Below are 23,480 nucleotides of genomic sequence, written 5' to 3' on the forward strand. Positions count from 1 at the left end.
GAGCGATTCCCGGTGCCAGTTTTCCCGGCTCGGCGTCGTGGCTGCCGGCTCCCTTGCGCGGAGTCGCGTTCGGGCCAACACACGGACAGGAAAAGTAATTCACTCTCCCATGCAGCACAGGCGCGGCCTGCGCCGACCTGGTCCAGCCCATTTCCGAAGGATGGAACTCACCATCAGGGCGTTGTCCGGGGGGAGAGGCTGCGGTACGCTTCCACGTCCGGGAGACAAGCACATGGCCGCCCTTCAACCGGTACGCAAGCTCACCATCGTGGCGAAGGATCCCGCGCTGCGGATCGGCAAGGACGGGCCGATGGCGTTCGCCCAGGTCGACGTGCCTGCCGAGATCCTTGCCGCCGGGCCGACCGGCTACAGGATCAAGGTGGTCGATTACAATGCGACCGAACGCCGCGCCTATGCCAACCGTAAACAATATCAGGACGCGAGCGGCGCGCTGCTCGATCCGTTCGCGCCGGGCGGGAACGAGACGATCCAGGATCCGGCCTATCAGGCGCGCCTGCTCGCCGACCCGAATTTCCACGCGCAGAATTGCTACGCGATCGCGATGCGGACGCTCGGCCTGTTCGAGCGGGCGCTCGGGCGCCGCGTTTCCTGGTCGTCGGGCGGGCATCAGCTACACATCGCGCCGCATGCCTTCGCTCTCGCCAACGCCTTTTATTCGGAACCCGACCGCGCGCTGATGTTCGGCTATTTCTTCGACGCCGCGGGCAAGCCGGTCTTCACCGCGCTGAGCCATGACGTCGTGGCGCACGAAACCACGCATGCGGTGCTCGACGGACTGCGATCCCGCTACACCGAGCCTTCCGGCCCCGATCAGGCCGCGTTCCATGAGGGGCTGGCGGATATCGTCGCGATCCTGTCGATCTTCTCGCTCCGCGAGGTGGTGGTGGCGGGGCTCGACCCGGCGCTCACCCTGCCCGGCCCCGGCGAACCGCTGCGTTTCATCAACGCGGACAAGGTCACCCCCTATGCCATCCGCCGATCGATCCTGCTCGGCATCGGCGCGGAGATCGGCATGAGCACGGGCGGCGGCCGCGGCGCGCTGCGCCAGTCGGTCGAGATCGCGCCCGACCCGGCGATTCTCGACCGGCCGGGCATGGCCGAGCCGCACAATCGCGGCGAAGTGCTGGTCGCGGCGATGATGCATGCCTTTGTCGCGTTGTGGTCGGCCCGCATCGAGCAGCTCGGCACCTTCAAGGGCGAGACCTATAATCTCGCCGCGGTCGTCGACGAAGGCGCCAAGGCGGCGGCCCAGCTGCTCCAGATGGCGATCCGGGCGCTCGATTATTGCCCGCCGACCGATGTGGATTTCGGCCAGTTCCTCACCGCCCTGCTGACCGCCGACCGCGAGCTGGTGCCGGACGACAGCCGGTTCGGCTATCGCGGCACGGTCAAGGCATCATTCGCCGCCTATGGCATCTTGCCGCCCGCCGGCGCGAGCGACGCCGAAGGATGCTGGCGGCGGTTCGACCAGGCGGACTCGCTCAGCTATTCGCGCAGCAATTCGGAGGCGCTGACCCGCGACCTGGACGAGTGTTTCCGCTTCCTGTGGGAGAATCGCCATGCGCTCGACATCAGCGACCGGGGCTATACCGAAGTGGTGTCGATCGACACCTCGCTGAGGATCGATCCGGACGGCATCCCGTTCCGCGAAACCATCTGCCAATATATCCAGCTGGGCCATTTCTTCGGCGCCGAGCTCCAGGCGCTGCTGAAGATGGAGCCGCTTCCCGAGGGTTTCACGACCCGAAGCAGCGCCAATATCCTGGGCGGGGGCGTCGTCGTCTTCGACCAATATGGGCGAGTCAAATATCACATCGCCAACGCGCTGCTCGACGGACCGCGCCAGCAGCGCCGCCTCGAATATCTGCGCGACACCGGCCAGCTGAGCGGGCGGCGCGACGACGCGCGCAGCCGGTTCGCGAACCTGCATCTTGCGCGGATGGAGGGCTGACCGATGGCCGCGACCCCCGTGACCGCAACGATCAACGCCTATCAGGTCGGGTTCGGCGACTGTTTCCTGCTGCGCCTCGACTATGACGACGGCAGCGCCCGGCACATCCTGATCGATTTCGGCACCACCAAGCTGCCGGACGATCCGGCGGTGAACATGAAGCGCATCGCCGACGACGTCGCCGCGCGCTGTGGCGGGAAGCTCGACATCGTCGTCGCCACGCACCGCCATGCCGACCATATCAGCGGCTTCACGACTCAGGCGGACGGCAAGGGCCCGGGCGACGTCATCCGCGGCCTGAAGCCGCGCCGCGTGATCCAGCCATGGACCGAGGCCCCCGACGCGCCCGAGGACTGGGAAGGCCCCGAGGGCGTGAACCCGGCGACCGCGTTCGCCGCGCGCCGCCAGTCGCTGGACAATATGCATGCGGTGGCGGAATCGGTCGTGCAGCGGCTCAACCGCAAGGACGGCTTCGACCCGCGCTGGCCGCTGGCATCACGCCTGCGCTTCATCGGCGAGGATAATATCAAGAACGTCTCCGCGGTGAAGAACCTGGCGACCATGGCGGGCGACAAGAAGAACAACCTCTATGTCTTCCACGGCTGCAGGCTGAAGCTCAGTCAGATCCTGCCGGGCGTGAAGGTGCATGTGCTCGGCCCGCCGACCCTGCGGCAGACCGAGACGATCAGGAAACAGGCAGCGAAGAATGCCGATGAATTCTGGCTGCGCGCGCCGGCGATGCTGGCGCTGGGCGCCGATGGCGCGGCGGCATCGAACACGGACAGCATGTTGTTCCCCGGGCTGAAGCGCACGGACAGCTTTCGCAAATCGAAGCTGCCGACCGAGATGCGCTGGGTCGCCGAACGGATCGATACCGCCGAGGCCGAACAGATGCTGGGCATCGTCACCGCGCTCGACAATGCGATGAACAACACCAGCGTCATCCTGTTGTTCGAGGCGGGATCGAAGAAGCTGCTCTTCCCGGGCGACGCGCAGCTGGAGAACTGGATGTTCGCGCTCCAGTCCCCGATGGCCAAGCTGCTCGACAGCGTGGACGTCTACAAGGTCGGCCATCATGGCAGCCTCAACGCGACGCCGAAATCGATGTGGAACCGCTTCAGCAAGCGCGGCAAGGCGGGCACACCCGACCGGATGACCTCGGTCATGTCGACCATGGCGGGCAAGCATGGCGGCAAGAACGGCGCGCCGACCGAGGTGCCGCGGCAACCGCTGGTCGATGCGCTGAAGGCCGACACCAATTTGTTCAACACCCAGGATTTGGGCAGCGGGGAGCTGTGCCAGACCGTGGTGATCGATTTGCGACCGGTCTAAATCTCCCGCCTTGGCAGCCGGGCGAAGCCACTTTGCCAGCGCCGGCCGACCCGGTTCGGAGCACGGGCGCCAGTCATCAGCAGCCGCTCGATCCGGCCCGGTGCCGTGGCATGGACCGGGGCCTTGCGCCCGGGCTCCTCGAGCGGCGGCTGTTCCAGCCCTTCCGCCTGGAGCGCCCAGAGCTGCTGAAAGGCGCCGCGTTCGCGCAAGAGGCGCTGCGGCGGGCCGTCCTCGACCACGCGGCCATGCTCGATCACCAGGATGCGGTCGAAGGTGGCGACGGTCGACAGCCGGTGCGCGACGGCGAGCACGGTGCGGTCGGCCATCAACGCCGCCACGCTGGCCTGCACCTCGAGCTCCGAGCCGGTATCCAGCGCCGAGGTCGCTTCGTCGAGCAGGACGATCCGCGCATCCTTCAGAAAGGCGCGCGCAATGCCGATGCGCTGGCGCTGGCCGCCCGACAGGTTGGTGCCGCGCTCGCCGGCGATGCTGTCATAGCCGTTCGGCATCTGGCGGATGAACGCGTCGCAATGCGCCGCCTCGGCCGCGCGATACACCTCCGCGTCCGTCGCGTCGGGACGGGCGAAGCGGATATTCTCGAGGATCGTACGGTGGAACAGCAGCACTTCCTGCGGCACCACGGCGACCGCCTCATGCAGCGTCTCCTGCGTGACGCCGTCGATCGCCTGCCCGTCGATCAGCACGCGGCCGGACTGGGTGTCGTAGAGACGCTGGAGCAGCTGGAGGATGGTCGACTTGCCCGCGCCCGACGCCCCGACGATGCCGACCTTCTGCCCGGCGGGGATGTCGATCGAGACGTCATGCAGCACCGGGCGGTGCGGATCATAGCCGAAGGTGACGTTTTCCAGCCGGACCGCGCCCGCGCCGCGACGCAGGGCCGGGGCGCCGGGCGCATCGAGGACCTTGTGCGGTTTGCCGACGATGTCGAGCGTCTCGCCGAGATAGCTGAACTGCTGGCTGGTATCGATCAGCGCCATCGCCAGATCGCGCGAGCCGTTGAGCATGCGGAAGGTCATCGAGCTGATCATCACCACATCACCCGCGGTGATGCTGCCGGCCGACCAGCGGCTGACCGCGTAGAGCAGGGTCGCGCCGACCAGCGCGACCAGCGCGACGTCATGAAGGCAGCGCACGCGCTCGACGAAGAACCAGCCCTTGCGCTGGGCATCCGCTTCGTCCTCGAAAAAGCCGCGCAGGCGATCGAGCTCGCGGCGGCGGGCGGCAAAGGCCTTCACCGCCCAGATATTGCTGATCAGGTCGACCAGCTCGCCGCCGCAAGTGCCGGCGCGGCGGGCGAATTCCTTGTGATGGACATCGCCGCCAAGGCCGACCCCGACCAGGACCACCCCCACCACGACGACGAACAATGCGAGCAGGACGGCCATGCGCACGTCGATCGAGAGGAAGATGATCACCGCGCCCGCAAAGGAGATCAGCGGCGGGACGATCTCCATCAGGATGCGGTGCGTGATCGCGCTGAACGAGCCGGTGAGCGCGGAAACGCGGTGGCCAAGCGAGCCGGCCCGCTCATTCTGGAAGAAGGACAGCTGATGGCCGCTGAGGTGATTGACCATGTCGAGCCGGATCCGTACGCCGGTCGACACCGTCAGGCGGCAGAGCAGCCTGGCCGAGAGGCGCACGAGGATGCTTTCTAGCGTCACCAGCGCGACGAACGCGATCAGCGCGGTCTGCACCGGCCCCATCACGCGGCCCGGCGCGGCCATCGCGTCGATCAGCAGCTTCATCGCATATTGGATGCCGACCGAGCTCGATGCGCTGGCGACCACGACGACAGTGAGCAGGAGGAAACCGAGGGGCCGCGCCGCGAGGTAATGGGCGATGAAGCGGACGGGCCTGGCGACATAGGGCAATGGTGCGATCCCTTGTTTATCGTCGGTTGCAGTGCAGCAACCTTTGGTAACGCCGAGAGCCGCGCGAAGATGAACGGCAGATGAAATTTTCTTCAGGCCGCCCCGAAAATACGACGAGATCAAGGTGTTGCCCGGTGAATCGTAGATTAAACGGCCGGTGCGGCCCGGTTCGCGCTTTTACGGCAGACAGGCTTTGACGGGGCCGGAGCGCTGGGCCAAGGCTGATGCTTCCCCACAGGAGAGGATGAGCATGCGGAACGGTGCATCGATCATGGGTCTTGCCTTGGTGGCGCTGGCGCTGTCCGCCGCCCCGCCCCTCGCCACGCCCGGCCGGGCCGCCGGTCTCCCCCAGGCCCGCGCGACGAGCTGCGACAATCCCAAGACCGCGTTCGACAATGTCTATTGCGAGCGCAAGGTCTATATGCAGGCCGATACCGACCTGAACGCCGCCTACAAGAAGCTGCGCCCGCTGCTGACGGTGGCCGATCGCGCCACGCTGTTGCAGTCGCAGCGCGCCTGGATCCGCCAGCGGGACCAGCGCTGCGGGCTGAGCGAGGGCGACTCGATCAAGGTCGACCTGGTCTGTGCCAAGGACATGACGATCGAGCGCACCAACTGGCTGAACGACCGCTCGCGCGAATGCACCAGCTCCGGCTGCCGGTCGAGCCGGCTCGACGAATAAAGCCGCGTCAGCGCCCGCGCGCGAAGGCGCCGGGCGCGCAGCCGACATGCCGGCGAAAGGCCGTGCTGAAGGCGCTGGCGGAGTCATAGCCGATCTCCGTGGCAAGGCGATCGAGCGATGTCCGGCCGCGACTGAGCGCGTCCCGCGCGAGGGCCATGCGCCAGCGCGCGAGATATTCGATCGGAGCGCAGCCAAGGGTCGCGGCGAAGCGCGCGGCAAAGGCCGAGCGCGACATGCCGGCGCGACTGGCGAGCGTGGCCACGGTCCAGCCGGTGCGCACATCGGCATGGATCGCGCGCAGGCTTTCGGCGAGCGCCGCGTCGCGCATGCCGGCGAGCAGCCCGGCCGGCAGTGCCTGGCCGCCGATGCCGCGCCAGCGCAGGCATTCGACCAGCATGACCTCGAGCAGCCGCTCCAGGATCATGTCGCGGCCGGGCCGGTCGATCGCGGTCTCCTCCACGATCAGGTCGATGATGCGGGAGAGGCGGCCGGTATCGCCATCGGCCGCGCGGATATGGATCATCTCCGGCAGTAGCGCGATCAGCTGGGGCGCGTTGACCGGATCGATCCGGAACGCCCCGCCGAGCATCTCGACATCGGGCTCTCCCTCCTGCTCGCCATGCCGCACCGGGCGGTCGGACGGATCGCGCTCGACACAGGCCGCGCCGGGGTAGCTGGACAGCGTGAAGGCGGGCGTGGCGGGGAGCAGCACGAAATCGCCCCGTTCGAGCAGCACCGGCGCCGCTCCGTCGAGCGCGAGCCAGCATCGTCCGGCAAGGACGATGGCGAATCCCGGTTCGCCATAGGCGGCATAGCGAACGCCCCATTCCCCCCGCCCGCTGATCGGCTTGGACAAGGCGGCGTGCGGCCGGAGCAGGGTGATGACGTCGCTGAGCGGATCCATCTGGACGATCCATAATGAATTGCGGATGATCGATTATAGAACGTCCTGCCCTTCTGTCTATGATGCCGGCAACAGACAGGAGCATCGACATGACCAGCACCATCCTCATCACCGGCACGTCCTCCGGCTATGGCAAGGCGATTTCCGAGCATTTCCTCGCGCGCGGCTGGAACGTGATCGCGACGATGCGGCACCCCGATCCGGGCGTGTTCGCGCCGTCGGACAGGCTGAAGATCGTGGCGCTCGACGTCACCGATGCGGGTAGCATCGATCGCGCGATCGCCGAGGGCGTCGCGGCGTTCGGGGCGATCGACGTGCTGGTGAACAATGCGGGGATCGGCCTGGCCTCGATCGTCGAGGCGACGCCGGATTCAGTGGTGCGCGAAGTGTTCGAGACGAACAGTTTCGGCGTGTTCGCGACCTGCCGCGCGATCATCCCACAGATGCGCAGGCAAGGCGGCGGGGCGATCGTCAACCTGACCTCGAGCACGACGATCGGCGTCATGCCGTTGGTCGCCCTCTATGCCGCGAGCAAATGCGCGGTCGAAGGCTTCACCGAATCGCTGGCCTATGAGCTGGACGGGTTCAACATCAGGGCGCGGCTGGTCGAACCGGGCTATGCGCCGACGACCAACTTCACCGCCAATGGCGGCCCGCGCATGGCGGGCCTGATCCCCGAGGATTATATGCCGTTCGCTCAGGCGTGTTTCGCGAAGATGGCCGATTATCCGACCGCCTATTGCACCGAAACCGAGGTGGCGGAGGCGTGCTTCGCGGCCGCGACGGAGAAGGGCGACAGGATCCGCTATCCGGCCGGGGCCGACAGCCGCATGCTCGCCGAGTTGCGCTGGCCGACCGAGGACGCCTATCTGGCGCGAATGCGGGAGATGTTCGCACCGCGGCCGGTCACCTGATCAGCCCCCCGGCGCGATCCCGAATTGCGCGAGATAGCAGGCGAGCGCGCCCTGCTCCCCGCGCGCGATAATCGCGCCGACATAGCCGTCCGGGCGGACGAGGAGCATGTCGCCGGTATCGAGGCCGCACAGGGCGCGGAACCGGTCGCCGTCGTCAAGCATATCGCCGTCCCCGCCGATCGCGCGACACTGCAGGCCCGGGCGCGCCGCCGGAAGATCCCGCGCGGCGCCGAAGAGCAGCAACGTCATGTGCGGACCGCGCAGCAGATCGAACAACCGCACGGGCTGACCGCCGGCACCGCGGAGCGGCGCGTCCGGCATGCGATCGCCCGCCAGCAGCCCACCGGATCGCGCGGGTATTTCCAGCGACAGCGAGGATTCGGGATAACCGAGATCGAGCTGATGCACTTCCCGCCCGCGGCGCATGTCGCCGCGTTTCGCCTTTTCGAGCAGGTCGGTGGACAGGCCGAGCACCCCGGCCGCGATCGGACGGCGTTCCTCCTCATAGCTGTCGAGCAGCGCATCGGGCGCGCCGGCGAGCACCGCGCCCAGCTTCCACCCGAGATTATAGGCGTCCTGCACGCTGGTGTTGAGCCCCTGCCCGCCGGTCGGGGGATGGATATGGGCGGCATCGCCGATCAGGAAAACGCGGTCGATACGGTAGCGATCGGCCAGCCGCGCATTCATGCTATAGGCCGACGCCCAGGCGACCGACCGCACCGTCAGACCCCGCCCGCCGATCCTGTCGTCGATGAAACGCTGCAGCCCCTCGACCGAAAGATCCGGCTCTCCCTCCGGGGCGATCGGTGCCTGGAGCTGGAACAGATCGGTCTGCGGCAAGGGGCAAAGCCCGATCTGCCGCGCCATGTCACCCTCGTTGAAACGGTGCCACACGTCACGGTCCAGCCCGTCCAGTTCGATATCGGCGACCACCGCCCGCACCCCGAGCGTCTTGCCCGGGAAGCCGATGCCGAGCGCGTGACGCACCGCGCTGCGCCCGCCATCGGCGCCGATCAGGTAACAGCAGCGCAGGCTCTCCAGCCCATCGGGTCCGGCGATGCGGACGGTAACGCCGCCGGCATCCTGATCGAAGCCTTCCAGGTCCCGGCCATAAAGGGGCCGGTGACCCAGCTCGGCCAGCCGGTCGCGCATCGCCGCCTCGGTCCTGAATTGCGGGACCATCAGCGCCGCGCGATAGGGTTCCTCGGCGGTCGGCGGATCGATCGCCGCCTCCTGCCTCTCCTCCACACCGCCATCGCCCCGATATTCGCGCTGCAGCGGATACAGCCCGCCGGCCGCGAAGAGCCGGTCGATGATGCCGAGATCCTCGAACACCTCCTGCGTCCTGGGCTGGATGCCCTTGCCCCGCGACCCGGCAAAGGGCTGGTCGAGACGATCGATCAGCCGAAACGACACGCCACGCCGCGCAAGATCGATCGCCAGAGTCAGGCCGGCCGCGCCGGCACCACAGATCAGGACGTCAACATCGCTCCGGTCTTCCATCAATGCCTCCTATGTGTATAATGCACATATCTCTCGCGGAGGCGCTGCGTGTCAACAAATAAAGTGCATAATACACATATTTCTCGGTCGCTGCCCGCGCTGCATCGATCGCTGATCGATATCGTCACGCTGATGGTGCAACCGGAGCGCGATGCCGCGATGCTGGAAGCGGCGGGGCTGACGCTGGAGCGAGCGCTGTTTCCGTTGCTGGTGCTGATCGAGCGGCTCGGCCCGATTGGCGTCGTCGATCTCGCTGGGCGGGTCGGGCGGGACTATACGACGGTCAGCCGCCAGGTCGCGCGGCTGGAGGACCATGGTCTCGTCACGCGCCATGCCGGCAAGGCCGACAAACGCGTGCGCGAAGCGGCGATCACGCCCGCCGGCAAGACCGCGACCGACGCCGTCGACGCGGCGCGCGAGCGGATGGCGCTGACCTTGTTCCAGGACTGGAGCGCGGAGGAATTCGATGAGCTGGTCCGGCTGATGCGCAAGCTGGCGGACGGGATGAACGAGGCGGGGCCGCAGTTCGATCAGGGCTGATCCGCCCCCTCATCCTCCTTCTTCTTTTCCCGGGTGAACGTAATTCGGATGCGCACCCAGGAGCCGATCAGCGACTTGCCGCCAAGGCGCGGCGGGCGGACGAGGAACTGCCACGAGGCAAGGCGCATTGCACGAGCCAGGCCCGATCCGACCGGATATTCGCCGAGCGAGCGGCAATTGTCGACATGATAGGCGGCGATCGTTTTGCAGGCGATCTCCGCCCAGCTGCCGCGCGTGGCCGCGCCCTCGGGGACATAGGTGGAGAGCTCGGCATGGGTGGGCTCGCGATACCATTCGACGTCATAGAGACGCTCCCCGCCCGGCCCCTCACCCGGACCATAGGCCGAGCCGCTGTCCTTGCCGGCACCCGTGTCGCCCGCGCCCGGCGCGTCGTTGCCGCGGGTGGTGGGAATCTTGGAGATGTCGGCGGCATGGAACAGGTCGCCTTCGTTCAGCCAGGGATTGACGGGAGTCGGCTCGGGCGCGGCTGGCGGCGTCGGTGATGGGGGGGCGGGCGACGCACCGCCGGCCGCCTGTTTCTTGCGCGAGACGGCGCGCGGGCTCGGATTCTTCTTCGCCTCCTGATTCGCGTCCGGCGCCAGGCTGAAGGTCTTTTCCTTTTCCTTCGGAATCGGCGGCGGCAGGTGCGGCGAGAGCGTGAGCAGGCCGATCACGACCAGGATCTCAAGCGCGAGCGCGAGCAGGAAGGAGGTCGCGCGGCTGCGGGTCGAAGCGCGACGCCGGTCCGGCAATTCGTGGTCGGGCGCCGAACGCATTGGCGGCACGCCTAGACGGCGCGCGGCCACGCCGCAACGACCGGACGGCGAGATGACACTCTTTTAATCAGCCCTTTAATCGACGCGCCGGCGCGCGCGACCTCCGAAACTCAGAACAGGCCGGGGACCTCGCGCTGCGGTGTGCTCGGTCGATCGGGTGTCAACAGCTCGCGGGGAGCCGCGAGCGTGTCCCGCGCCGCCTGGGCGCGCTGGTCGCTCGCCGCGCTGGTGGAGCCAGACGCGATCGCCGAGCAGGACCGCCCGGCGAGGAAGTCCAGCGCCGAGCGCGTGGACGATTCGAGCGGGTCGCCGAGCTGGTGCGTGATATCGTCGTCCGCGCGGCAGCTCGCCTCCATGAAGGGGGCGAGGCCGTCGAAATAGGCGCCCTGACGCGCGGCGTTCTGAGTCGCGAAGGCGATCACGCGCAGCCGATCGTCACAGGCGGCGCGGTCGAGCGCGATCTGCCCGACCGGCTTGCCATAGGTATTGGTGCCGATCAGCGCCGAGCGGTTGTGAAGATAGGGCGTAAAGGCGTTGATCACGAGCTCGCTGGCCGAAGCGGTGCCGCCGGTGCCGATAAAGGCGAGCCGGGTCGGCGAGGCCGATTGCGGCTGGGGCGAGAAAGTGCGGGTCGAGTTCTCCGACGATTTCTCGGGACGCAAGGTGACATAGTCGAACACGTCCGCGGTCGAGCGGTTGCCGCCGAGGAGATCGCCCATCAGCTCGGCGATCGAGACCAGCCCGCCGCCATTGTAGCGCAGATCGACGATGATCTCCGTGATGCCCTGGGCACGGAAATCGGCAAAGGCGGCGCGCAGCGCCGGGTCCGCGGTGTTGATGAAAGTGCGCAAATTGACATAGCCGACCTTGCGCCCGCCATCATTGATCACCTTCGCGCCGTAGCGCGATGAGACCGGCGTCAGCTCGAAATCGGCCTTGGCGACGGTCACGTCGCGCGTGCCACTCGCATTGTTGATGCGCAGGAGCCTGGTCGTGCCGACGGTGTCGGGCCCCAGCGCAGCGGTCACGCCGGCAGTGCCCTCCGCCGCGATGATCGCGTTGACCGTGCGGAGATTGGCCGATGTCGTCCCGATCGCGAGGATCTCGGTGCCGCGGTCGATGCCGGCGGCGAGCGCGGGGGCGCCTTCGAAGGATTCGATCGCGAAGATGCGGCGGGCCGCGGTATCGGCGCCGAGGCGGAAACCGAAGCCGGCGCTCGCGCCCGAATTATAATAGGCGTTCTCCTCCGCGATCGAGGTGAGATAGGTGAAGAAGCGATCGCGCCGCTGGCTGCGCGCGGTGGCGGTCAGCGCGTCGATATAGGCCTCGACCGTGGTGTAGGGTGCCGGATCGAGGCTCGCGGGCAGCGTTTCCGGGAAAAGATACCATTCGCGCAGCTGCGCGCCCGCCCAGTCCTGGCGCTCGCGGAGCGAGCATCCGGCCGCGGTTGGGGTCGGTGTCGAGCTGGGCGTCGGCGTTGGCGTCGTGCCGCCTCCTCCACCGCCGCCGCCATTCGCTAGCGAACCGCCGCCGCCACCGCCGCAGCCGGACACCAGGGCCGCGATCGCCAACATGGCTCCGAACGGACGACGCTTCATCAGGCTTCCCCTCTGCTTCCAGACGTTTAGCCCGGCGAAATGCTTATGTCAGGAGGGTATTACCTATTGATTGCCGGCCGCCCAGATATTGTCGGGCGTGTAGCTGTCGTCGATCGAATAATGTTTGTTGGAGCAATAGCGTTTGCACCCGGCCGAACTCGTCACGGCGATACGCGTGACATGACCGGTCTTGTCGCGATCGAACCCGAAATCGACGGTGCAGGCGCCGCCGCCGACCCAGCGCGCCTGGACCAGCGGCGCCTTGTCGGAGAAGGTCGCGATCTGTTCCGCGCCCGCCAGCGCGCAGAGCGATTCGGCCTTGTCGCCTTCCAGGTCGCGCTTGATCGTGAAGCTGAACTGCATCGGCCCTTCGTGCGCGATGTGGAGATAGGCGACATCGGCCGTCTTGTAGCTGGCGGACCAGTCCTCCTCCCTGAAGCCTTCGAGGAAGGCGCGTTGCTGCGTATAATCGCGCTCCACATCGGCGGCGCGGCAGGTCTTCACGCAGCGGGTCCGCAGGATCTGCTGCCAGTTGCGCTGCTGGGTGCGGAACGCGACCTTGTCGAACACGATGGCGAGCTTGTCGCGATATGCCTCGGCGACCAGGCTATCGAGCAGGGCGAGCTGCTCATCGGCGCAGATCGTCTTTTCGAGCGGGTGCGTGGCCTTGGCGCAGCTGAAGCTGGGTTGCTGCTGGGGTGCGGCGACGCCGAACAGGGCAGCGATCAGCAGGGGGATTACGTCGATCATCAAGGCCTCCCGGGTTGGCCGTGCAATGTTCTACCGTCAGATTATGTCATGTGCGCAAAATTGTCGTGAGATTTGCGCGATGGCTGGCGAGACGCCTGTAACAGGCTAAAAGGACAAGGTGAGCCAGCCCGACCTGCAGATGTTCCTTCCACACGACGATGTGGCGATTTTGCCATGGTACAAGGGCATATTCAGTCAGGCTTTTGTCGCACTGCATCCCTTCTTTGCTATCGAAGGTCTCGATCCTGCCATTTGCGACTATGGCACCTTATCACTATCGGCAAATGAGCGCCCCGACGACATGGGCTTGTTGGAATGGGCCGACCAGAAACGCGACGAGCAGTCAATCGGAACGGAGGTCGGGCAAAATGCCGTGGAAGACGCGGCGCGGCGTTTCGGTGATCCTATTCGGTGGAGGACGATATCCGACGATGTCGGTTTCGACGATCATCGCGATCTAAACCGGGCGCTCAGAACCAATATCGGCGGCTTGCGGGCCTCACACAGTAACCCGTCAGCTGCCGCACGGCTGGTCGATCATTGCGCGCGGCGCCATATATTTCTGCCAACCGAGGGCTCTTTCCAGCCACTGATGGAGCAGCCGATCCTTGAACTTCTTCACCGATGCGGGCTCGAAACGGCAATCGTCGGAGACGAATTCGGTGAGGAAGAGCACCGCATCGACCTGACAACCCATTTCGACCCCGCGAATGGTTTCAAGAGTTTTCCTATCGCCTTTCCACGTCGCGTGTTTGCAGAGGATCGCTCGTTGCTGATCGCGGTCCACTGGGACAGTTTCTTCACGCTCATCCTTGCGACCGACGCCCGTATTGCCGGATCCAGGATCTCGGAACTGTTCGAAGGGTTCTGGTGCAACACATTTACTTCGATCAGCTGGTTAGATCAGCCTAAAATCCAGCTGGTCGAATGAGCAGGTTGCGGCGTTGAACTAAATCCCGTCCGGCACCACCACCCTGCCCTCGGCCTCGAGCCGGGCGGTGAGATCCGCCACGCAGGCATCGACCACCGCCTGGTCGGTCGAGCGGACCACGAAATTGGCGCCGGTGCGCCCCTCGCGGAAAAAGGGATAGCTGCCGATCGCGACGCCGGCATAAGCGCGTTCGACCTCGCCGAGCAGGACCGCGACTTCGCTCTCGGCGACCCAGCAGCCGATCGTGCGGGAGATCACCGGCAGCCCGCCCTCCAGGGTGCCGGTCAGGGCATCGAGCATGCCCGCGGTGATGTGCGGCACGCCCGCCATCACGAAGATGGTGCCGATGCGGATGCCCGGCGCGCCGGACATGCGGTTCTCGATCAGGTCCGCGCCTTCGGGCACGCGGGCCATGCGCTTGCGGGCCTCGGTGAGGCCGCCGCGCGTTTCATAGTACCGTTCGAGCACGGCCACTGCCTTGGGGTGGAAGGTGACGGGCACGCCCAGCGCCTCGGCGATGGCATCGACGGTGATGTCGTCATGAGTCGGGCCGATGCCGCCAGTGGTGAAGAGATAGTCGTTGCGGGCGCGCAGGACGTTGACCGCCTCGACGATCGCCGCCGTCACGTCCGGCACCACGCGGACCTCGGCGAGGCGAATGCCCTGCACGTTGAGCCAGGCCGCGACCTGCGCGACATTCTTGTCCTGGGTGCGGCCCGAGAGGATCTCGTCACCGATCACCACCAATGCTGCTGTCCAGATCCTCTCGCTCATAACGTGCGCATAGACTGGTAACCCCGCCCTCGCAAAGTGCGCCGTTGCACGCTATATCTCCGGAATGACCGAATATGTAACCGTTACCCCGGATGCGCCCGCCGGCCGCACCGGCGCGATCAAGCTCCATGGACGCGAGGCGTTCGATGGCATGCACCGGGCCGGCCGCCTCGCCGCCGAGACGCTCGACATGGTCGTGCCGCACATGGTGCCCGGCGTCGCCACCGCGGATATCGACGACATGATCCGCCAGTTCATCGCCGATCGCGGCGGCGTGCCCGCCACGCTCGGCTATCGCGGCTATACCCATTCCAGCTGCATCTCGATCAACCATGTCGTGTGCCACGGCATCCCGAGCGAGAAGACGCTGAAGGCGGGCGACATCGTCAATGTCGACGTGACGCCGATCCTTGACGGGTGGCACGGCGATTCGAGCCGGATGTATCTGATCGGCGACGTGCCGATCAAGGCGAAGCGGCTGGTCGACGTGACCTATGAATGCCTGATGCTCGGCATCGAGCAGGCCAGGCCCGGCAATCATCTTGGCGACGTCGCGAATGCGATCCAGGTCCATGCCGAGAAGCATCGCTACGGCGTGGTGCGGGATTTCTGCGGGCATGGCCTCGGCCAGCTGTTCCACGACGCTCCCGAAGTGGTGCATGTCGGCCGCCCCGGCACCGGGCCCGAGCTGAAGCCGGGCATGATCTTCACGATCGAACCCATGATCAATATCGGCCGTCCGGACGTGAAGCTGCTCGACGACGGCTGGACCGCGGTGACGCGCGACCGCTCGCTCTCGGCGCAGTTCGAGCATTCGATCGGCATCACCGAGGATGGCTGCGAGATCTTCACGACCAGCCCCAAGGGCCTGCACCAGCCACCTTACGCCTGAAGCCCGCGCCGGGCGAGTTCCTCGGCGACTCGGGTTTCGAAACGGATCGCCTCCTCCTCCGCCTTTTCGCGCCGGTGTTTTTCCAGGCGGACCTGGGCCTTCTCCAGCGCTTCGACCAGGTTGAAGTCCTCCGGCGCTTCCTTGACTGCGCCCCATCGTTTCGGTCTGCGGCTGGCGAGCCATTGCCGGGCGGCACCGACATCCGCCGGAACATGGACGCGGATCGGCACGATCACCGGCTCCTTCGAGCCACTCGGGTGGAAGATTTTCTTATCGTCATAATCATAACCGCAGGCACGCTCGTACAGGGCGCGCTCGACGCGGTCGTCGGCCAGTTCCTTGCCGGTCCGGAGCGCCTCGGCGAAGTCGTCATGCTCGGCACGCCAGCGATAGAAGGTGCGCACGCAGACGCCGAGGATATCGGCGATCTCGCGGTCGGTTGCGCCGTTGCGGCAGAGTTTCCGCGCCTGCTCGGCGAAATCGGGACGATAGGGGCTGGGGCGACCTCGGGACATGACGCCGGTTTAGCGGGGTGCGGGGGATGGTTGAATCAAGCTTTCGGGTGCCAGAATTCAATGCGCGCGTGTGACAAAAGTCAGCGCAATTGTCGCGCCGAAATTGGCGATTCACAAAGGAACCGCGCGACAAATTGGCAGGCGGCGCCGGCGAATTTTGTCATGCCGTCGGCGGTCGCAGAGCAGAGAGGCATAAAATCACTCTGACCCCTTTTACTCACAGTGTCATCGAAATCGGGCGCCATCTGACTTCACCATTATGGCGGCATCGGCTGATTTACTGGCGAAAATCGTATAAAAAGAATGCGGGGAGATACGCCATGCTCAATTACGTCATGTCGCACCTTGATAACATCAAGGACGCCGGCAATATTGTGTCTGTCGTGTTGTCGATCGCCGGAACGGCAATAGCCTTGTCAGCACGGCGGCAGATACGGAACGAACTTTTCGTAGCGGCCCGTGAGAGACTCTTGCTGTCGATGGCAGAGAACGATGCGAAAATGCAAATTTCGAAAATAAAAGCAGAAGGCCTGTCGAAAATCCTGAGCTCGCGATTAACCGGCACAGAACCCGATATAGAAGAAATATACCACACCCTCGAGAAAATTGAGAGCGAAAATAGTACAATATCTTTACGACAATATACTACTGAAAGCCTGAGAGACCTTAGACCTACAACAGCAAACCTTATTCTCATGCGTGAAATTGGGATATCAGAAGCAGCTTTGACCAAGAATATCTCGGCCATCGATGCATATGTGGATCAAAACGCCATGATCGTGGAACTGCTGCCCAGTCGAGCGACTTCGCTTCCCTGACCAACACCAATGCGGGCACGTTGCCGCCCGCTACGCAGTCGGTTTTGCCGCGAAATGCCGCCGGATCGTCCAGGCCAGCAATAGCCATGCCGCGACGAGAAGTCCGCTCGCCAGCACGAACGGCGCGCCGGGGAAATAGACGCCCTTCGCATCGGCGAAATGGCCGAACACCGAGGTCATCACCAGCGGTCCGATGATCGTGGTCAGGCCGACCGTGCTGGCGACCGCGCCCTGCAGCTCGCCCTGCGCATCCTCCTCGATCCGGCTGCTCATCATGCCTTGCATCGCGGGGAAGGCGATGCCGGTCAGGGCACCGATGACAATCGCGAGATAGATCATCCAGCCCGAGCCGGCGACGGCGAGCAGGAGATAGCTGGGCAGACCGAAAGCGAGGCTGAAAAGGGCGCTGCGCCGCTCGCCGAAGCGCGCGATGGCGTGGCCGGTGACGAGCCCCTGCGCGATCGCGATGGTGATGCCGAAGGTCGCGATCGACAGGCCGATATCGAGCGGCGACCAGTTCAGCCGCGCGATCAGGAAATAGCCCCAGGTCGAGAGCTGCGATTGTGCGGCGAGCTGCATCAGGAAGATCGTCGCGAGGATGCCCAGCACGAAGGGATAGCGCGCCATGCGCATCAGCGTGCCGAACGGATTGGCGCGGGCCAGAGTGAAAGGGCGCCGCCGGTCGGGCGGCAATGTCTCGGTGAAGATGAAGTAACCGATCACCGCGCCGGTCAGCGCCAGTACGCTTGCCGCGACGAACGGCAGGCGCAGGCCGATGGTGCCAAGCAACCCGCCGATCGCCGGGCCAAGCACGAAGCCCGAGGCCCCTGCCCCGCCGAGCAGGCCGAACAGGCGGCCACGCTGTTCCGGCGGATAGATGTCGGCGATGCAGCTGTTCGCCGCCGCCCAGGTCGCGCCCATCACGCCCGAGATCAGCCGCCCGGCGAACAGCCAGGCGAGCGTCGGCGCCCAGGCCATCATCGCATAGTCCATGCCGAGCGCGACCAGGGTGCCGAGCAGCACCGGCCGCCGCCCGAACCGGTCGCTGAGCCCGCCGATCACCGGCGCGAACAGGAACTGCATCGCAGCATAGGCGAACAGCAGCTCGCCGCCGATCAGCGCCGCATGCGCGACATCGGCATGGCCGAGGCTTTCGACCAGGGAAGGCAGGATCGGGATGATCAGCCCGATACCCGCCATGTCGATAAAGACGATGAACGCGATCAGCGGCAGCCGATTGTCGGTTGTGGCCATCATTCCCCCCGGCGCCTGCTCCTAGGCGAGGACCGGGCGCCGCGCCAGCCGCCGCGGTCGGGTTACCGGGCATGCCACTTAGCGGGTGGTGACCGAGCCCCGAACGCCGAGACCGTCACCCATCTCCCCGGCTACGGGTCTTTCCCAAGTTACCGCCCGATACCACGGTGCTAGGCCCCGCCCGGCGCCGCTATCCCGGGCGCAACGGTACAAGGATGGTCCCATGTCGAAGCCTGATCGCTCCCATATCAAAGCCCATCTCGTGGGCGGCGGCATCGCCTCGCTGGCGGCGGCGGCGATCCTGATCCGGGACGGCGACGTGCCGGGCCACAACATCACGGTCTATGAGGAGCTGGAGCGGATCGGTGGCAGCCTCGATGGTTCGGGCGATCCGGAGAACGGCTATATGGTGCGCGGCGGGCGGATGCTCGAAAGCAAATATCTGTGCACCTACGACCTTTTCTCATCAGTGCCGACGCTAGACGGCAAGCAGACCGTTACCCAGGAGATATTCGCCTGGAACGAGATCATCAAGACCGGATCCAAATCGCGCCTGGTGCGCGCCGGACAGCGTATCGACGCACCGGAATTCGGCCTGTCCGAGCGTCATATCCTGACGATCGAGAAACTAATGATTGAGCCCGAAGCAATGCTCGGCACCAGCCGGATCGACGAGCATTTCGACGCGGCATTCTTCCGTACCAATTTCTGGTTCATGTGGTGCACGACCTTCGCCTTTCAGCCCTGGCACAGCGCGATCGAGCTCAAGCGCTATTTCGTGCGCTTCACGCACATGGTCGACGGTTTCAACGAGCTGCGCGGGATCATGCGCACCTATTACAATCAATATGATTCGCTCGTACTGCCGCTCCGCAAATGGCTCGACGAGCGTGGTGTGCGATTCGAGACGGGCACGACCGTCACTGACATCGCCTTCGCCGAAAGGGACGGTGCGACATTGGTCGAGGCGATCGAATGCCAGCGCCGCACCGGGCCCGGCCGGATCGCGGTGGCGCCAGGTGATCTCGTCATAGCCACGCTGGGATCGATGACCGAGGGCGCGTCGATCGGCACGATGGACAGCCCGCCGCTGCTCAATGACAAGCGCACCGGCGGTGCCTGGGCCCTGTGGGAGACGATCGCGGCCGGCCGGCCGGCGCTGGGCAATCCAGCGGCTTTCGCCGACCATGTCGACCAGTCGAAATGGGTATCGTTCACCGCGACCATGAAGAACCCGGCGCTGTTCACGCTGGTGCGCGACTTCACCGGCAACGTCCCGGGCGAGGGCGGGCTGATCACCTTCACCGATTCGAGCTGGCTGATGTCGATCGTCCTGCCGCACCAGCCGCATTTCATCGGCCAGCCCGAGGATGTGCAGGTGTTCTGGGGCTATGCGCTGTCCGTGGACCAGCCGGGCGATTTCGTGAAGAAGCCGATGGCGGCCTGCACCGGGCGCGAATTGATGACCGAGCTGCTTGGGCATCTCGGCGCGTCGGACCGGACGGACGAGATCCTCGCCGGGGCGATCTGCCTGCCGTGCATGATGCCGTTCATCACCAGCCAGTTCCTGGCCCGCGCCAGGGGCGACCGGCCTGCCGTGCACCCCGCGGGCTTCGCCAATTTCGCGGTAACCGGCCAGTTTTGCGAGCAGCCGGAGGATGTGGTGTTCACCGTGGAATATTCCGTCCGCGCGGCAATGACCGCCGTCTATGAGTTGCTCAGCCTGGATCGCAAGCCGCCCGCGGTGTTCAAGGGTCAGTATGATCCGCGCAACCTCTACAGGGCGTTCCGCGCGCTGCATGATCTGTAACGGGTCGATCAGATGTACGAACGCTGATCGACAAGGCCCGACTGCCGCAAAATAGGGCAGCCCCTGCCCGCCTGCACGGGCGTTAGGCATAGGTTGGCGCGCGAATCGCGCGTCGCGTCGCGGCGTTCCGCGCTCGCGCGGCTGGCACGCTTGTTGTAAGGGTTGCCGACAGGCATGGACGCCCGCTCAGTTTTTGGCGGCTCGGACTGGCCAACCACTTACCCCGGGGGCGTACCGACGTGAAGAAGATCGAGGCTATCATCAAGCCGTTCAAGCTGGACGAAGTGAAGGAGGCGCTGCACGAAGTCGGCGTATCCGGCATCACCGTCACCGAGGCCAAGGGCTTCGGGCGCCAGAAGGGGCATACCGAACTGTATCGTGGCGCGGAGTATGTCGTCGATTTCCTGCCCAAGGTGAAGCTCGAGGTCGTGGTCGAGGACGCGCTGGCCGACCGCGTGGTGGAGGCGATCGCCGCCGCCGCGCAAACCGGCCGCATCGGCGACGGCAAGATCTTCGTCATTCCGGTCGAAACCGCGCTCCGCATTCGTACGGGGGAGCGCAACGAAGACGCTATTTGACGCAACGCAGCATTTTGTGACAGCAGGGCCCTCCGGGGCAACATCATGATTCCCGATTCTATCGGGCAAACGACATTTCCAGAAAGGCTAGGGGCATATGGCGAATTCGGCGAACGACGTCCTGAAGATGATCAAGGAACAGGAGATCGAGTGGGTCGATCTGCGATTCACTGATCCCAAGGGCAAGTGGCAGCATCTGACGATGGTGTCGTCCGTCGTCGGCGAAGACGAGCTTACCGACGGCTTCATGTTCGACGGATCGTCGATCGCGGGCTGGAAGGTGATCAACGAGTCCGACATGATCCTGAAGCCGGATCTGGACGCGGTGTGGACCGATCCCTTCTCGGCGACGCCGATGCTGATCCTGGTGTGCGACATCGTCGAGCCTTCGACCGGCGAGCTCTATGCCCGCGACCCGCGCTCGACCGCGAAGCGCTCGGAAGCGTATCTCAAGACCACCGGCATCGGCGACACCATCTATATCGGCCCGGAAGCCGAGTTCTTCATGTTCGACAATGTGCAGTTCGAGACGAGCTACGCGACGAGCTATTACAAGATCGACGATATCGAGCTGCCGACCAACACCGGCCGCGACTATGAGGGCGGCAACCTCGGCCATCGTCCGCGCGCCAAGGGCGGTTATTTCCCCGTCGGCCCGGTCGACAGCGCCGTCGACATCCGCGGCGAGATGGTCTCGACCATGCTCGAAATGGGCCTGCCCTGCGACAAGCATCACCATGAGGTTGCCGCGGCCCAGCATGAGCTCGGCCTGACCTTCGGCACGCTGACGCTGACCGCCGACCGCATGCAGATCTACAAATATGTCTGCCACCAGGTCGCGCAGGCCTATGGCAAGACCGTCACCTTCATGCCGAAGCCGATCAAGGAAGATAACGGCTCGGGCATGCACACCCACCTTTCCATCTGGGAAGGCGGCAAGCCGCTGTTCGCGGGCAATGGCTATGCGGGCCTGAGCGACACCTGCCTGTATTTCATCGGCGGCATCATCAAGCATGCCAAGTCGCTGAACGCCTTCACCAACCCGTCGACCAACAGCTACAAGCGTCTGGTCCCGGGCTATGAAGCGCCGGTGCTGCTCGCTTATTCGGCACGCAACCGCTCGGCATCGTGCCGCATCCCGTACGGCACGGGCGCCAAGGCGAAGCGCGTCGAAGTGCGCTTCCCCGACGCGATGGCCAATCCGTATCTCTGCTACGCGGCGCTGCTGATGGCCGGCCTCGACGGCATCCAGAACCGCATCCACCCGGGCGAGGCGATGGACAAGAACCTGTACGACCTGCCGCCGGCAGAGCTCGCCCAGGTGCCGACCGTCTGCGCGTCGCTGCGCGAGGCGCTGGAGAATCTGGCGGCCGACAACGACTATCTGCTCAAGGGCGGCGTGTTCACCCCCGACCAGATCGAATCATACATCGAGCTGAAGATGGAAGACGTGGCGCGCTGGGAAATGACCCCGAGCCCGGTCGAGTACGACATGTATTATTCCTACTGATCGAATTCGTTTCGAGAGGGAGGGCGTCCGGAGCGATCCGGGCGCCCTTTTTCTATCGGGCGGCAATGTTTGACTTGCCCGGCCTCCCGGCCCATCCTGCCGCCATGCAGATCGCTGCGCATCACGACCGCTTTCGCGACCATTCGGGGCAACTCGCCGCACGCGGCTAGCCCGGGTTTCGCTCGGCTTCGCCGCCGGTGCCCGGGTGTCATCTCGCCATAGAAATTTCAGCGCTGCCGAACGGCGGCCCTTCAGCGGATGGACAATCGTGATTCCCCAACCTGCCATATCTGCCTGCGCGGCGCCTGTGCCGTGCCTAATCGACGCGGAATGCCGCCGTCTGGAAATGCTGGCGCTCGAGCGTCGGCATCTCAACCCCCTCGCCTCCTCGCTTCTGCTGGCCGAACTCGAGCGGGCCATTCTCTACCCGGCACGGGAGCTGCCGCCCGGGACCGTGACGATGAACGCCGAGCTGGACTATCTCGACGAGAGCAGCGATGTGCGCCGCACCGTCCGCCTGGTCTATCCCAATGAAGCGGATGTCGAGCGCGGCCGCATCTCCATCCTGACACCCGTCGCGGCGGGATTGATCGGCCTGCGCGAAGGCGATCGCATCGTCTGGCCCGATCGCCAGGGCCGGACACGCACCCTGCGCATCATGAAGGTCGCGCCGCGCGACGCCGAGCTTACCCCATGACTCTGTGGGTGACGCGGGCAGCGCCCGACAATCTCGCGACCGCCCGGCGCCTGAGAGCGATGGGCTATGGGTCGATCGTCGTGCCGGTGCTCCGCACCCGGGCGATCGAGCACGAGCCGGGGACAGGCCGGCCCGACGCGATCATGTTCACCAGCGCGCATGCCGTCCGCCACCACCGCCGGCCAGCGGTGAACGACACCGTCGCCGTCTTCGCTGCGTCGGAAGGAGTCGCCCGCGCCGCCCGTGCGGCCGGCTATGCGAACATCACCTCGACCGGCGACGATGCGGGGATATTGGCCGGGCTGCTCGCGCATGTCCTGCCGCCCGGCGGACGGCTGACCGAATTCTGCGCGCGCCGGACGTCACCGGGGTTCAGCCAACGCCTGTCCGGCAAGGGTTTCCGGGTCGACCATGTACCGGTGTACGACATGGAGCCGGTGGATCCCGCCGAACTCGGCGACACGCCCGTCCCGACCGGTGTCGGCGGAATCCTGGTCCATTCCTGCGGCGGGGCCCTGGCCGTGCGCCAGATCATCGAGCGGACCGGCTGGCGCGGGCCAATCTGGTGCATCTCACCGGCGAGCGCGCTGCTTCTGGACGGCCTGGACGGGATAACGCTGTCCTGGGCCGCCGCGCCGACCGAACGGGACCTGATGGCGCTGGTCGAAAGCGAAGCGCTGCCGACGCGGTGGCCGACGCAATCCACGGCCGGTCGCGTGCTGCTGCGGCCGGTGCCGATCCGGTTCGGCGCGGGGCGGCGGCGAAGGCCTGGACCGGCCAATGATCCATGGCCGGCCGGCGGCCCGCAAGACGATGGGCCACCCCCTGCCGCATGAGC

Annotated in this window: 22 protein-coding genes; 13 read left to right on the top strand and 9 right to left on the bottom strand. The window is 65.6% G+C overall.

The window, feature by feature from the left end; translation table 11 throughout:
• Nucleotides 1-232: 232 nt before the first annotated feature.
• Together AC1DX5_RS19895 and AC1DX5_RS19900 are read left to right on the top strand one after the other, a co-directional pair.
• Nucleotides 233-1,972: a hypothetical protein gene (locus AC1DX5_RS19895; RefSeq protein ID WP_478016980.1), complete on the top strand. Its 1,740-nt coding sequence runs from the start codon at nucleotides 233-235 to the stop codon at nucleotides 1,970-1,972.
• Between the two features lie 3 nt (nucleotides 1,973-1,975).
• The gene (locus AC1DX5_RS19900) at nucleotides 1,976-3,304 is read left to right on the top strand and encodes a ComEC/Rec2 family competence protein (RefSeq protein WP_478016982.1); all 1,329 of its coding nucleotides are present in this window, start codon (nucleotides 1,976-1,978) and stop codon (nucleotides 3,302-3,304) included.
• On the opposite strand, the gene AC1DX5_RS19905 is transcribed toward AC1DX5_RS19900, so the two are convergent.
• Entirely contained in the window at nucleotides 3,301-5,196 is a 1,896-nt protein-coding gene (locus AC1DX5_RS19905; protein WP_478016984.1) for an ABC transporter ATP-binding protein, read from the bottom strand. The two genes, AC1DX5_RS19900 and AC1DX5_RS19905, sit on opposite strands and share 4 nt — an antisense overlap.
• 250 nt (nucleotides 5,197-5,446) lie before the next feature.
• Between AC1DX5_RS19905 and AC1DX5_RS19910 the strand changes: the two genes are divergently transcribed.
• Entirely contained in the window at nucleotides 5,447-5,878 is a 432-nt protein-coding gene (locus AC1DX5_RS19910) for a lysozyme inhibitor LprI family protein (protein ID WP_478016985.1), read from the top strand.
• Between the two features lie 7 nt (nucleotides 5,879-5,885).
• Here the strand turns inward: AC1DX5_RS19910 and AC1DX5_RS19915 are convergent, their stop codons facing one another.
• The gene (locus AC1DX5_RS19915; protein ID WP_478016986.1) at nucleotides 5,886-6,782 is read right to left on the bottom strand and encodes an AraC family transcriptional regulator; all 897 of its coding nucleotides are present in this window, start codon (nucleotides 6,780-6,782) and stop codon (nucleotides 5,886-5,888) included.
• An 89-nt stretch (nucleotides 6,783-6,871) separates the two neighbouring features.
• Between AC1DX5_RS19915 and AC1DX5_RS19920 the strand changes: the two genes are divergently transcribed.
• Entirely contained in the window at nucleotides 6,872-7,696 is an 825-nt protein-coding gene (locus tag AC1DX5_RS19920) for an SDR family oxidoreductase (RefSeq protein WP_478016988.1), read from the top strand.
• Here AC1DX5_RS19920 and AC1DX5_RS19925 read toward each other — a convergent pair whose 3' ends face one another.
• Nucleotides 7,697-9,199 carry an FAD-dependent oxidoreductase gene (locus AC1DX5_RS19925; protein WP_478016989.1) on the bottom strand — a complete coding sequence of 501 codons (1,503 nt, stop codon included), beginning with the start codon at nucleotides 9,197-9,199 and terminating at the stop codon, nucleotides 7,697-7,699.
• Nucleotides 9,200-9,262: 63 nt separating this feature from the next.
• On the opposite strand from AC1DX5_RS19925, the gene AC1DX5_RS19930 reads away from it, so the two are divergent.
• Entirely contained in the window at nucleotides 9,263-9,739 is a 477-nt protein-coding gene (locus AC1DX5_RS19930) for a MarR family winged helix-turn-helix transcriptional regulator (RefSeq protein ID WP_465175987.1), read from the top strand.
• Here AC1DX5_RS19930 and AC1DX5_RS19935 read toward each other — a convergent pair.
• From AC1DX5_RS19935 to AC1DX5_RS19945, 3 genes are all read right to left on the bottom strand, one after another.
• Nucleotides 9,730-10,515, bottom strand: coding sequence for a hypothetical protein (locus AC1DX5_RS19935; RefSeq protein ID WP_465172282.1), 786 nt, complete (start codon nucleotides 10,513-10,515; stop codon nucleotides 9,730-9,732). The genes AC1DX5_RS19930 and AC1DX5_RS19935 overlap by 10 nt on opposite strands.
• Before the next feature lie 110 nt (nucleotides 10,516-10,625).
• Nucleotides 10,626-12,113, bottom strand: coding sequence for a S41 family peptidase (locus AC1DX5_RS19940; RefSeq protein WP_478016991.1), 1,488 nt, complete (start codon nucleotides 12,111-12,113; stop codon nucleotides 10,626-10,628).
• 63 nt (nucleotides 12,114-12,176) lie between these two features.
• Nucleotides 12,177-12,863: a lysozyme inhibitor LprI family protein gene (locus tag AC1DX5_RS19945; protein WP_478016992.1), complete on the bottom strand. Its 687-nt coding sequence runs from the start codon at nucleotides 12,861-12,863 to the stop codon at nucleotides 12,177-12,179.
• 118 nt (nucleotides 12,864-12,981) lie between these two features.
• Between AC1DX5_RS19945 and AC1DX5_RS19950 the strand changes: the two genes are divergently transcribed.
• Nucleotides 12,982-13,794: a DUF2711 family protein gene (locus tag AC1DX5_RS19950; protein ID WP_478016993.1), complete on the top strand. Its 813-nt coding sequence runs from the start codon at nucleotides 12,982-12,984 to the stop codon at nucleotides 13,792-13,794.
• Nucleotides 13,795-13,812: 18 nt separating this feature from the next.
• Here AC1DX5_RS19950 and AC1DX5_RS19955 read toward each other — a convergent pair whose 3' ends face one another.
• Nucleotides 13,813-14,568: a competence/damage-inducible protein A gene (locus AC1DX5_RS19955; RefSeq protein WP_465175984.1), complete on the bottom strand. Its 756-nt coding sequence runs from the start codon at nucleotides 14,566-14,568 to the stop codon at nucleotides 13,813-13,815.
• Between the two features lie 64 nt (nucleotides 14,569-14,632).
• On the opposite strand from AC1DX5_RS19955, the gene map reads away from it, so the two are divergent.
• Nucleotides 14,633-15,460: a type I methionyl aminopeptidase gene (gene map, locus AC1DX5_RS19960; protein ID WP_465175983.1), complete on the top strand. Its 828-nt coding sequence runs from the start codon at nucleotides 14,633-14,635 to the stop codon at nucleotides 15,458-15,460.
• On the opposite strand, the gene AC1DX5_RS19965 is transcribed toward map, so the two are convergent.
• Nucleotides 15,451-15,975 (bottom strand): helix-turn-helix domain-containing protein, encoded by a 525-nt coding sequence (locus AC1DX5_RS19965; protein WP_465175982.1) that lies wholly within the window; start codon nucleotides 15,973-15,975, stop codon nucleotides 15,451-15,453. The two genes, map and AC1DX5_RS19965, sit on opposite strands and share 10 nt — an antisense overlap.
• Before the next feature lie 134 nt (nucleotides 15,976-16,109).
• Between AC1DX5_RS19965 and AC1DX5_RS19970 the strand changes: the two genes are divergently transcribed.
• Nucleotides 16,110-16,793, top strand: coding sequence for a hypothetical protein (locus AC1DX5_RS19970; protein WP_478016994.1), 684 nt, complete (start codon nucleotides 16,110-16,112; stop codon nucleotides 16,791-16,793).
• Between the two features lie 30 nt (nucleotides 16,794-16,823).
• On the opposite strand, the gene AC1DX5_RS19975 is transcribed toward AC1DX5_RS19970, so the two are convergent.
• Nucleotides 16,824-18,050, bottom strand: a complete 1,227-nt coding sequence (locus AC1DX5_RS19975) for a TCR/Tet family MFS transporter (RefSeq protein ID WP_478016995.1) — start codon at nucleotides 18,048-18,050, stop codon at nucleotides 16,824-16,826.
• Between the two features lie 220 nt (nucleotides 18,051-18,270).
• Between AC1DX5_RS19975 and AC1DX5_RS19980 the strand changes: the two genes are divergently transcribed.
• The 5 genes from AC1DX5_RS19980 to AC1DX5_RS20000 all read left to right on the top strand — a co-directional run bounded on the left by AC1DX5_RS19980 (nucleotide 18,271) and on the right by AC1DX5_RS20000 (nucleotide 23,478).
• On the top strand, nucleotides 18,271-19,857 hold the full coding sequence (locus tag AC1DX5_RS19980) for an oleate hydratase (RefSeq protein WP_478016996.1): 1,587 nt from the start codon (nucleotides 18,271-18,273) through the stop codon (nucleotides 19,855-19,857).
• 239 nt (nucleotides 19,858-20,096) lie between these two features.
• Entirely contained in the window at nucleotides 20,097-20,435 is a 339-nt protein-coding gene (locus tag AC1DX5_RS19985) for a P-II family nitrogen regulator (RefSeq protein WP_332718811.1), read from the top strand.
• Nucleotides 20,436-20,532: 97 nt separating this feature from the next.
• Nucleotides 20,533-21,945 carry a type I glutamate--ammonia ligase gene (gene glnA, locus AC1DX5_RS19990; protein WP_465172271.1) on the top strand — a complete coding sequence of 471 codons (1,413 nt, stop codon included), beginning with the start codon at nucleotides 20,533-20,535 and terminating at the stop codon, nucleotides 21,943-21,945.
• A 346-nt stretch (nucleotides 21,946-22,291) separates the two neighbouring features.
• Nucleotides 22,292-22,642, top strand: a complete 351-nt coding sequence (locus AC1DX5_RS19995; RefSeq protein WP_465172270.1) for a GreA/GreB family elongation factor — start codon at nucleotides 22,292-22,294, stop codon at nucleotides 22,640-22,642.
• On the top strand, nucleotides 22,639-23,478 hold the full coding sequence (locus AC1DX5_RS20000) for a uroporphyrinogen-III synthase (RefSeq protein WP_465175979.1): 840 nt from the start codon (nucleotides 22,639-22,641) through the stop codon (nucleotides 23,476-23,478). The genes AC1DX5_RS19995 and AC1DX5_RS20000 overlap by 4 nt, the downstream gene beginning before the upstream one ends.
• Nucleotides 23,479-23,480 lie beyond the last annotated feature (2 nt).

The organism is Sphingomonas sp. P2_B6 (genome assembly GCF_056404755.1).

What these genes read in the sequence shown, in the direction of transcription:
- AC1DX5_RS19895 (WP_478016980.1), top strand. Translation starts at nt 233, where the DNA reads ATGGCCGCCCTTCAACCGGTACGCAAGCTCACCATCGTGGCGAAGGAT.
- AC1DX5_RS19900 (WP_478016982.1), top strand. Translation starts at nt 1,976, where the DNA reads ATGGCCGCGACCCCCGTGACCGCAACGATCAACGCCTATCAGGTCGGG.
- AC1DX5_RS19910 (WP_478016985.1), top strand. Translation starts at nt 5,447, where the DNA reads ATGCGGAACGGTGCATCGATCATGGGTCTTGCCTTGGTGGCGCTGGCG.
- AC1DX5_RS19915 (WP_478016986.1), bottom strand. Translation starts at nt 6,782, where the DNA reads ATGGATCCGCTCAGCGACGTCATCACCCTGCTCCGGCCGCACGCCGCC.
- AC1DX5_RS19920 (WP_478016988.1), top strand. Translation starts at nt 6,872, where the DNA reads ATGACCAGCACCATCCTCATCACCGGCACGTCCTCCGGCTATGGCAAG.
- AC1DX5_RS19925 (WP_478016989.1), bottom strand. Translation starts at nt 9,199, where the DNA reads ATGGAAGACCGGAGCGATGTTGACGTCCTGATCTGTGGTGCCGGCGCG.
- AC1DX5_RS19935 (WP_465172282.1), bottom strand. Translation starts at nt 10,515, where the DNA reads ATGCGTTCGGCGCCCGACCACGAATTGCCGGACCGGCGTCGCGCTTCG.
- AC1DX5_RS19940 (WP_478016991.1), bottom strand. Translation starts at nt 12,113, where the DNA reads ATGAAGCGTCGTCCGTTCGGAGCCATGTTGGCGATCGCGGCCCTGGTG.
- AC1DX5_RS19945 (WP_478016992.1), bottom strand. Translation starts at nt 12,863, where the DNA reads ATGATCGACGTAATCCCCCTGCTGATCGCTGCCCTGTTCGGCGTCGCC.
- AC1DX5_RS19955 (WP_465175984.1), bottom strand. Translation starts at nt 14,568, where the DNA reads ATGAGCGAGAGGATCTGGACAGCAGCATTGGTGGTGATCGGTGACGAG.
- map (WP_465175983.1), top strand. Translation starts at nt 14,633, where the DNA reads ATGACCGAATATGTAACCGTTACCCCGGATGCGCCCGCCGGCCGCACC.
- AC1DX5_RS19965 (WP_465175982.1), bottom strand. Translation starts at nt 15,975, where the DNA reads ATGTCCCGAGGTCGCCCCAGCCCCTATCGTCCCGATTTCGCCGAGCAG.
- AC1DX5_RS19975 (WP_478016995.1), bottom strand. Translation starts at nt 18,050, where the DNA reads ATGATGGCCACAACCGACAATCGGCTGCCGCTGATCGCGTTCATCGTC.
- AC1DX5_RS19980 (WP_478016996.1), top strand. Translation starts at nt 18,271, where the DNA reads ATGTCGAAGCCTGATCGCTCCCATATCAAAGCCCATCTCGTGGGCGGC.
- glnA (WP_465172271.1), top strand. Translation starts at nt 20,533, where the DNA reads ATGGCGAATTCGGCGAACGACGTCCTGAAGATGATCAAGGAACAGGAG.
- AC1DX5_RS19995 (WP_465172270.1), top strand. Translation starts at nt 22,292, where the DNA reads ATGCTGGCGCTCGAGCGTCGGCATCTCAACCCCCTCGCCTCCTCGCTT.
- AC1DX5_RS20000 (WP_465175979.1), top strand. Translation starts at nt 22,639, where the DNA reads ATGACTCTGTGGGTGACGCGGGCAGCGCCCGACAATCTCGCGACCGCC.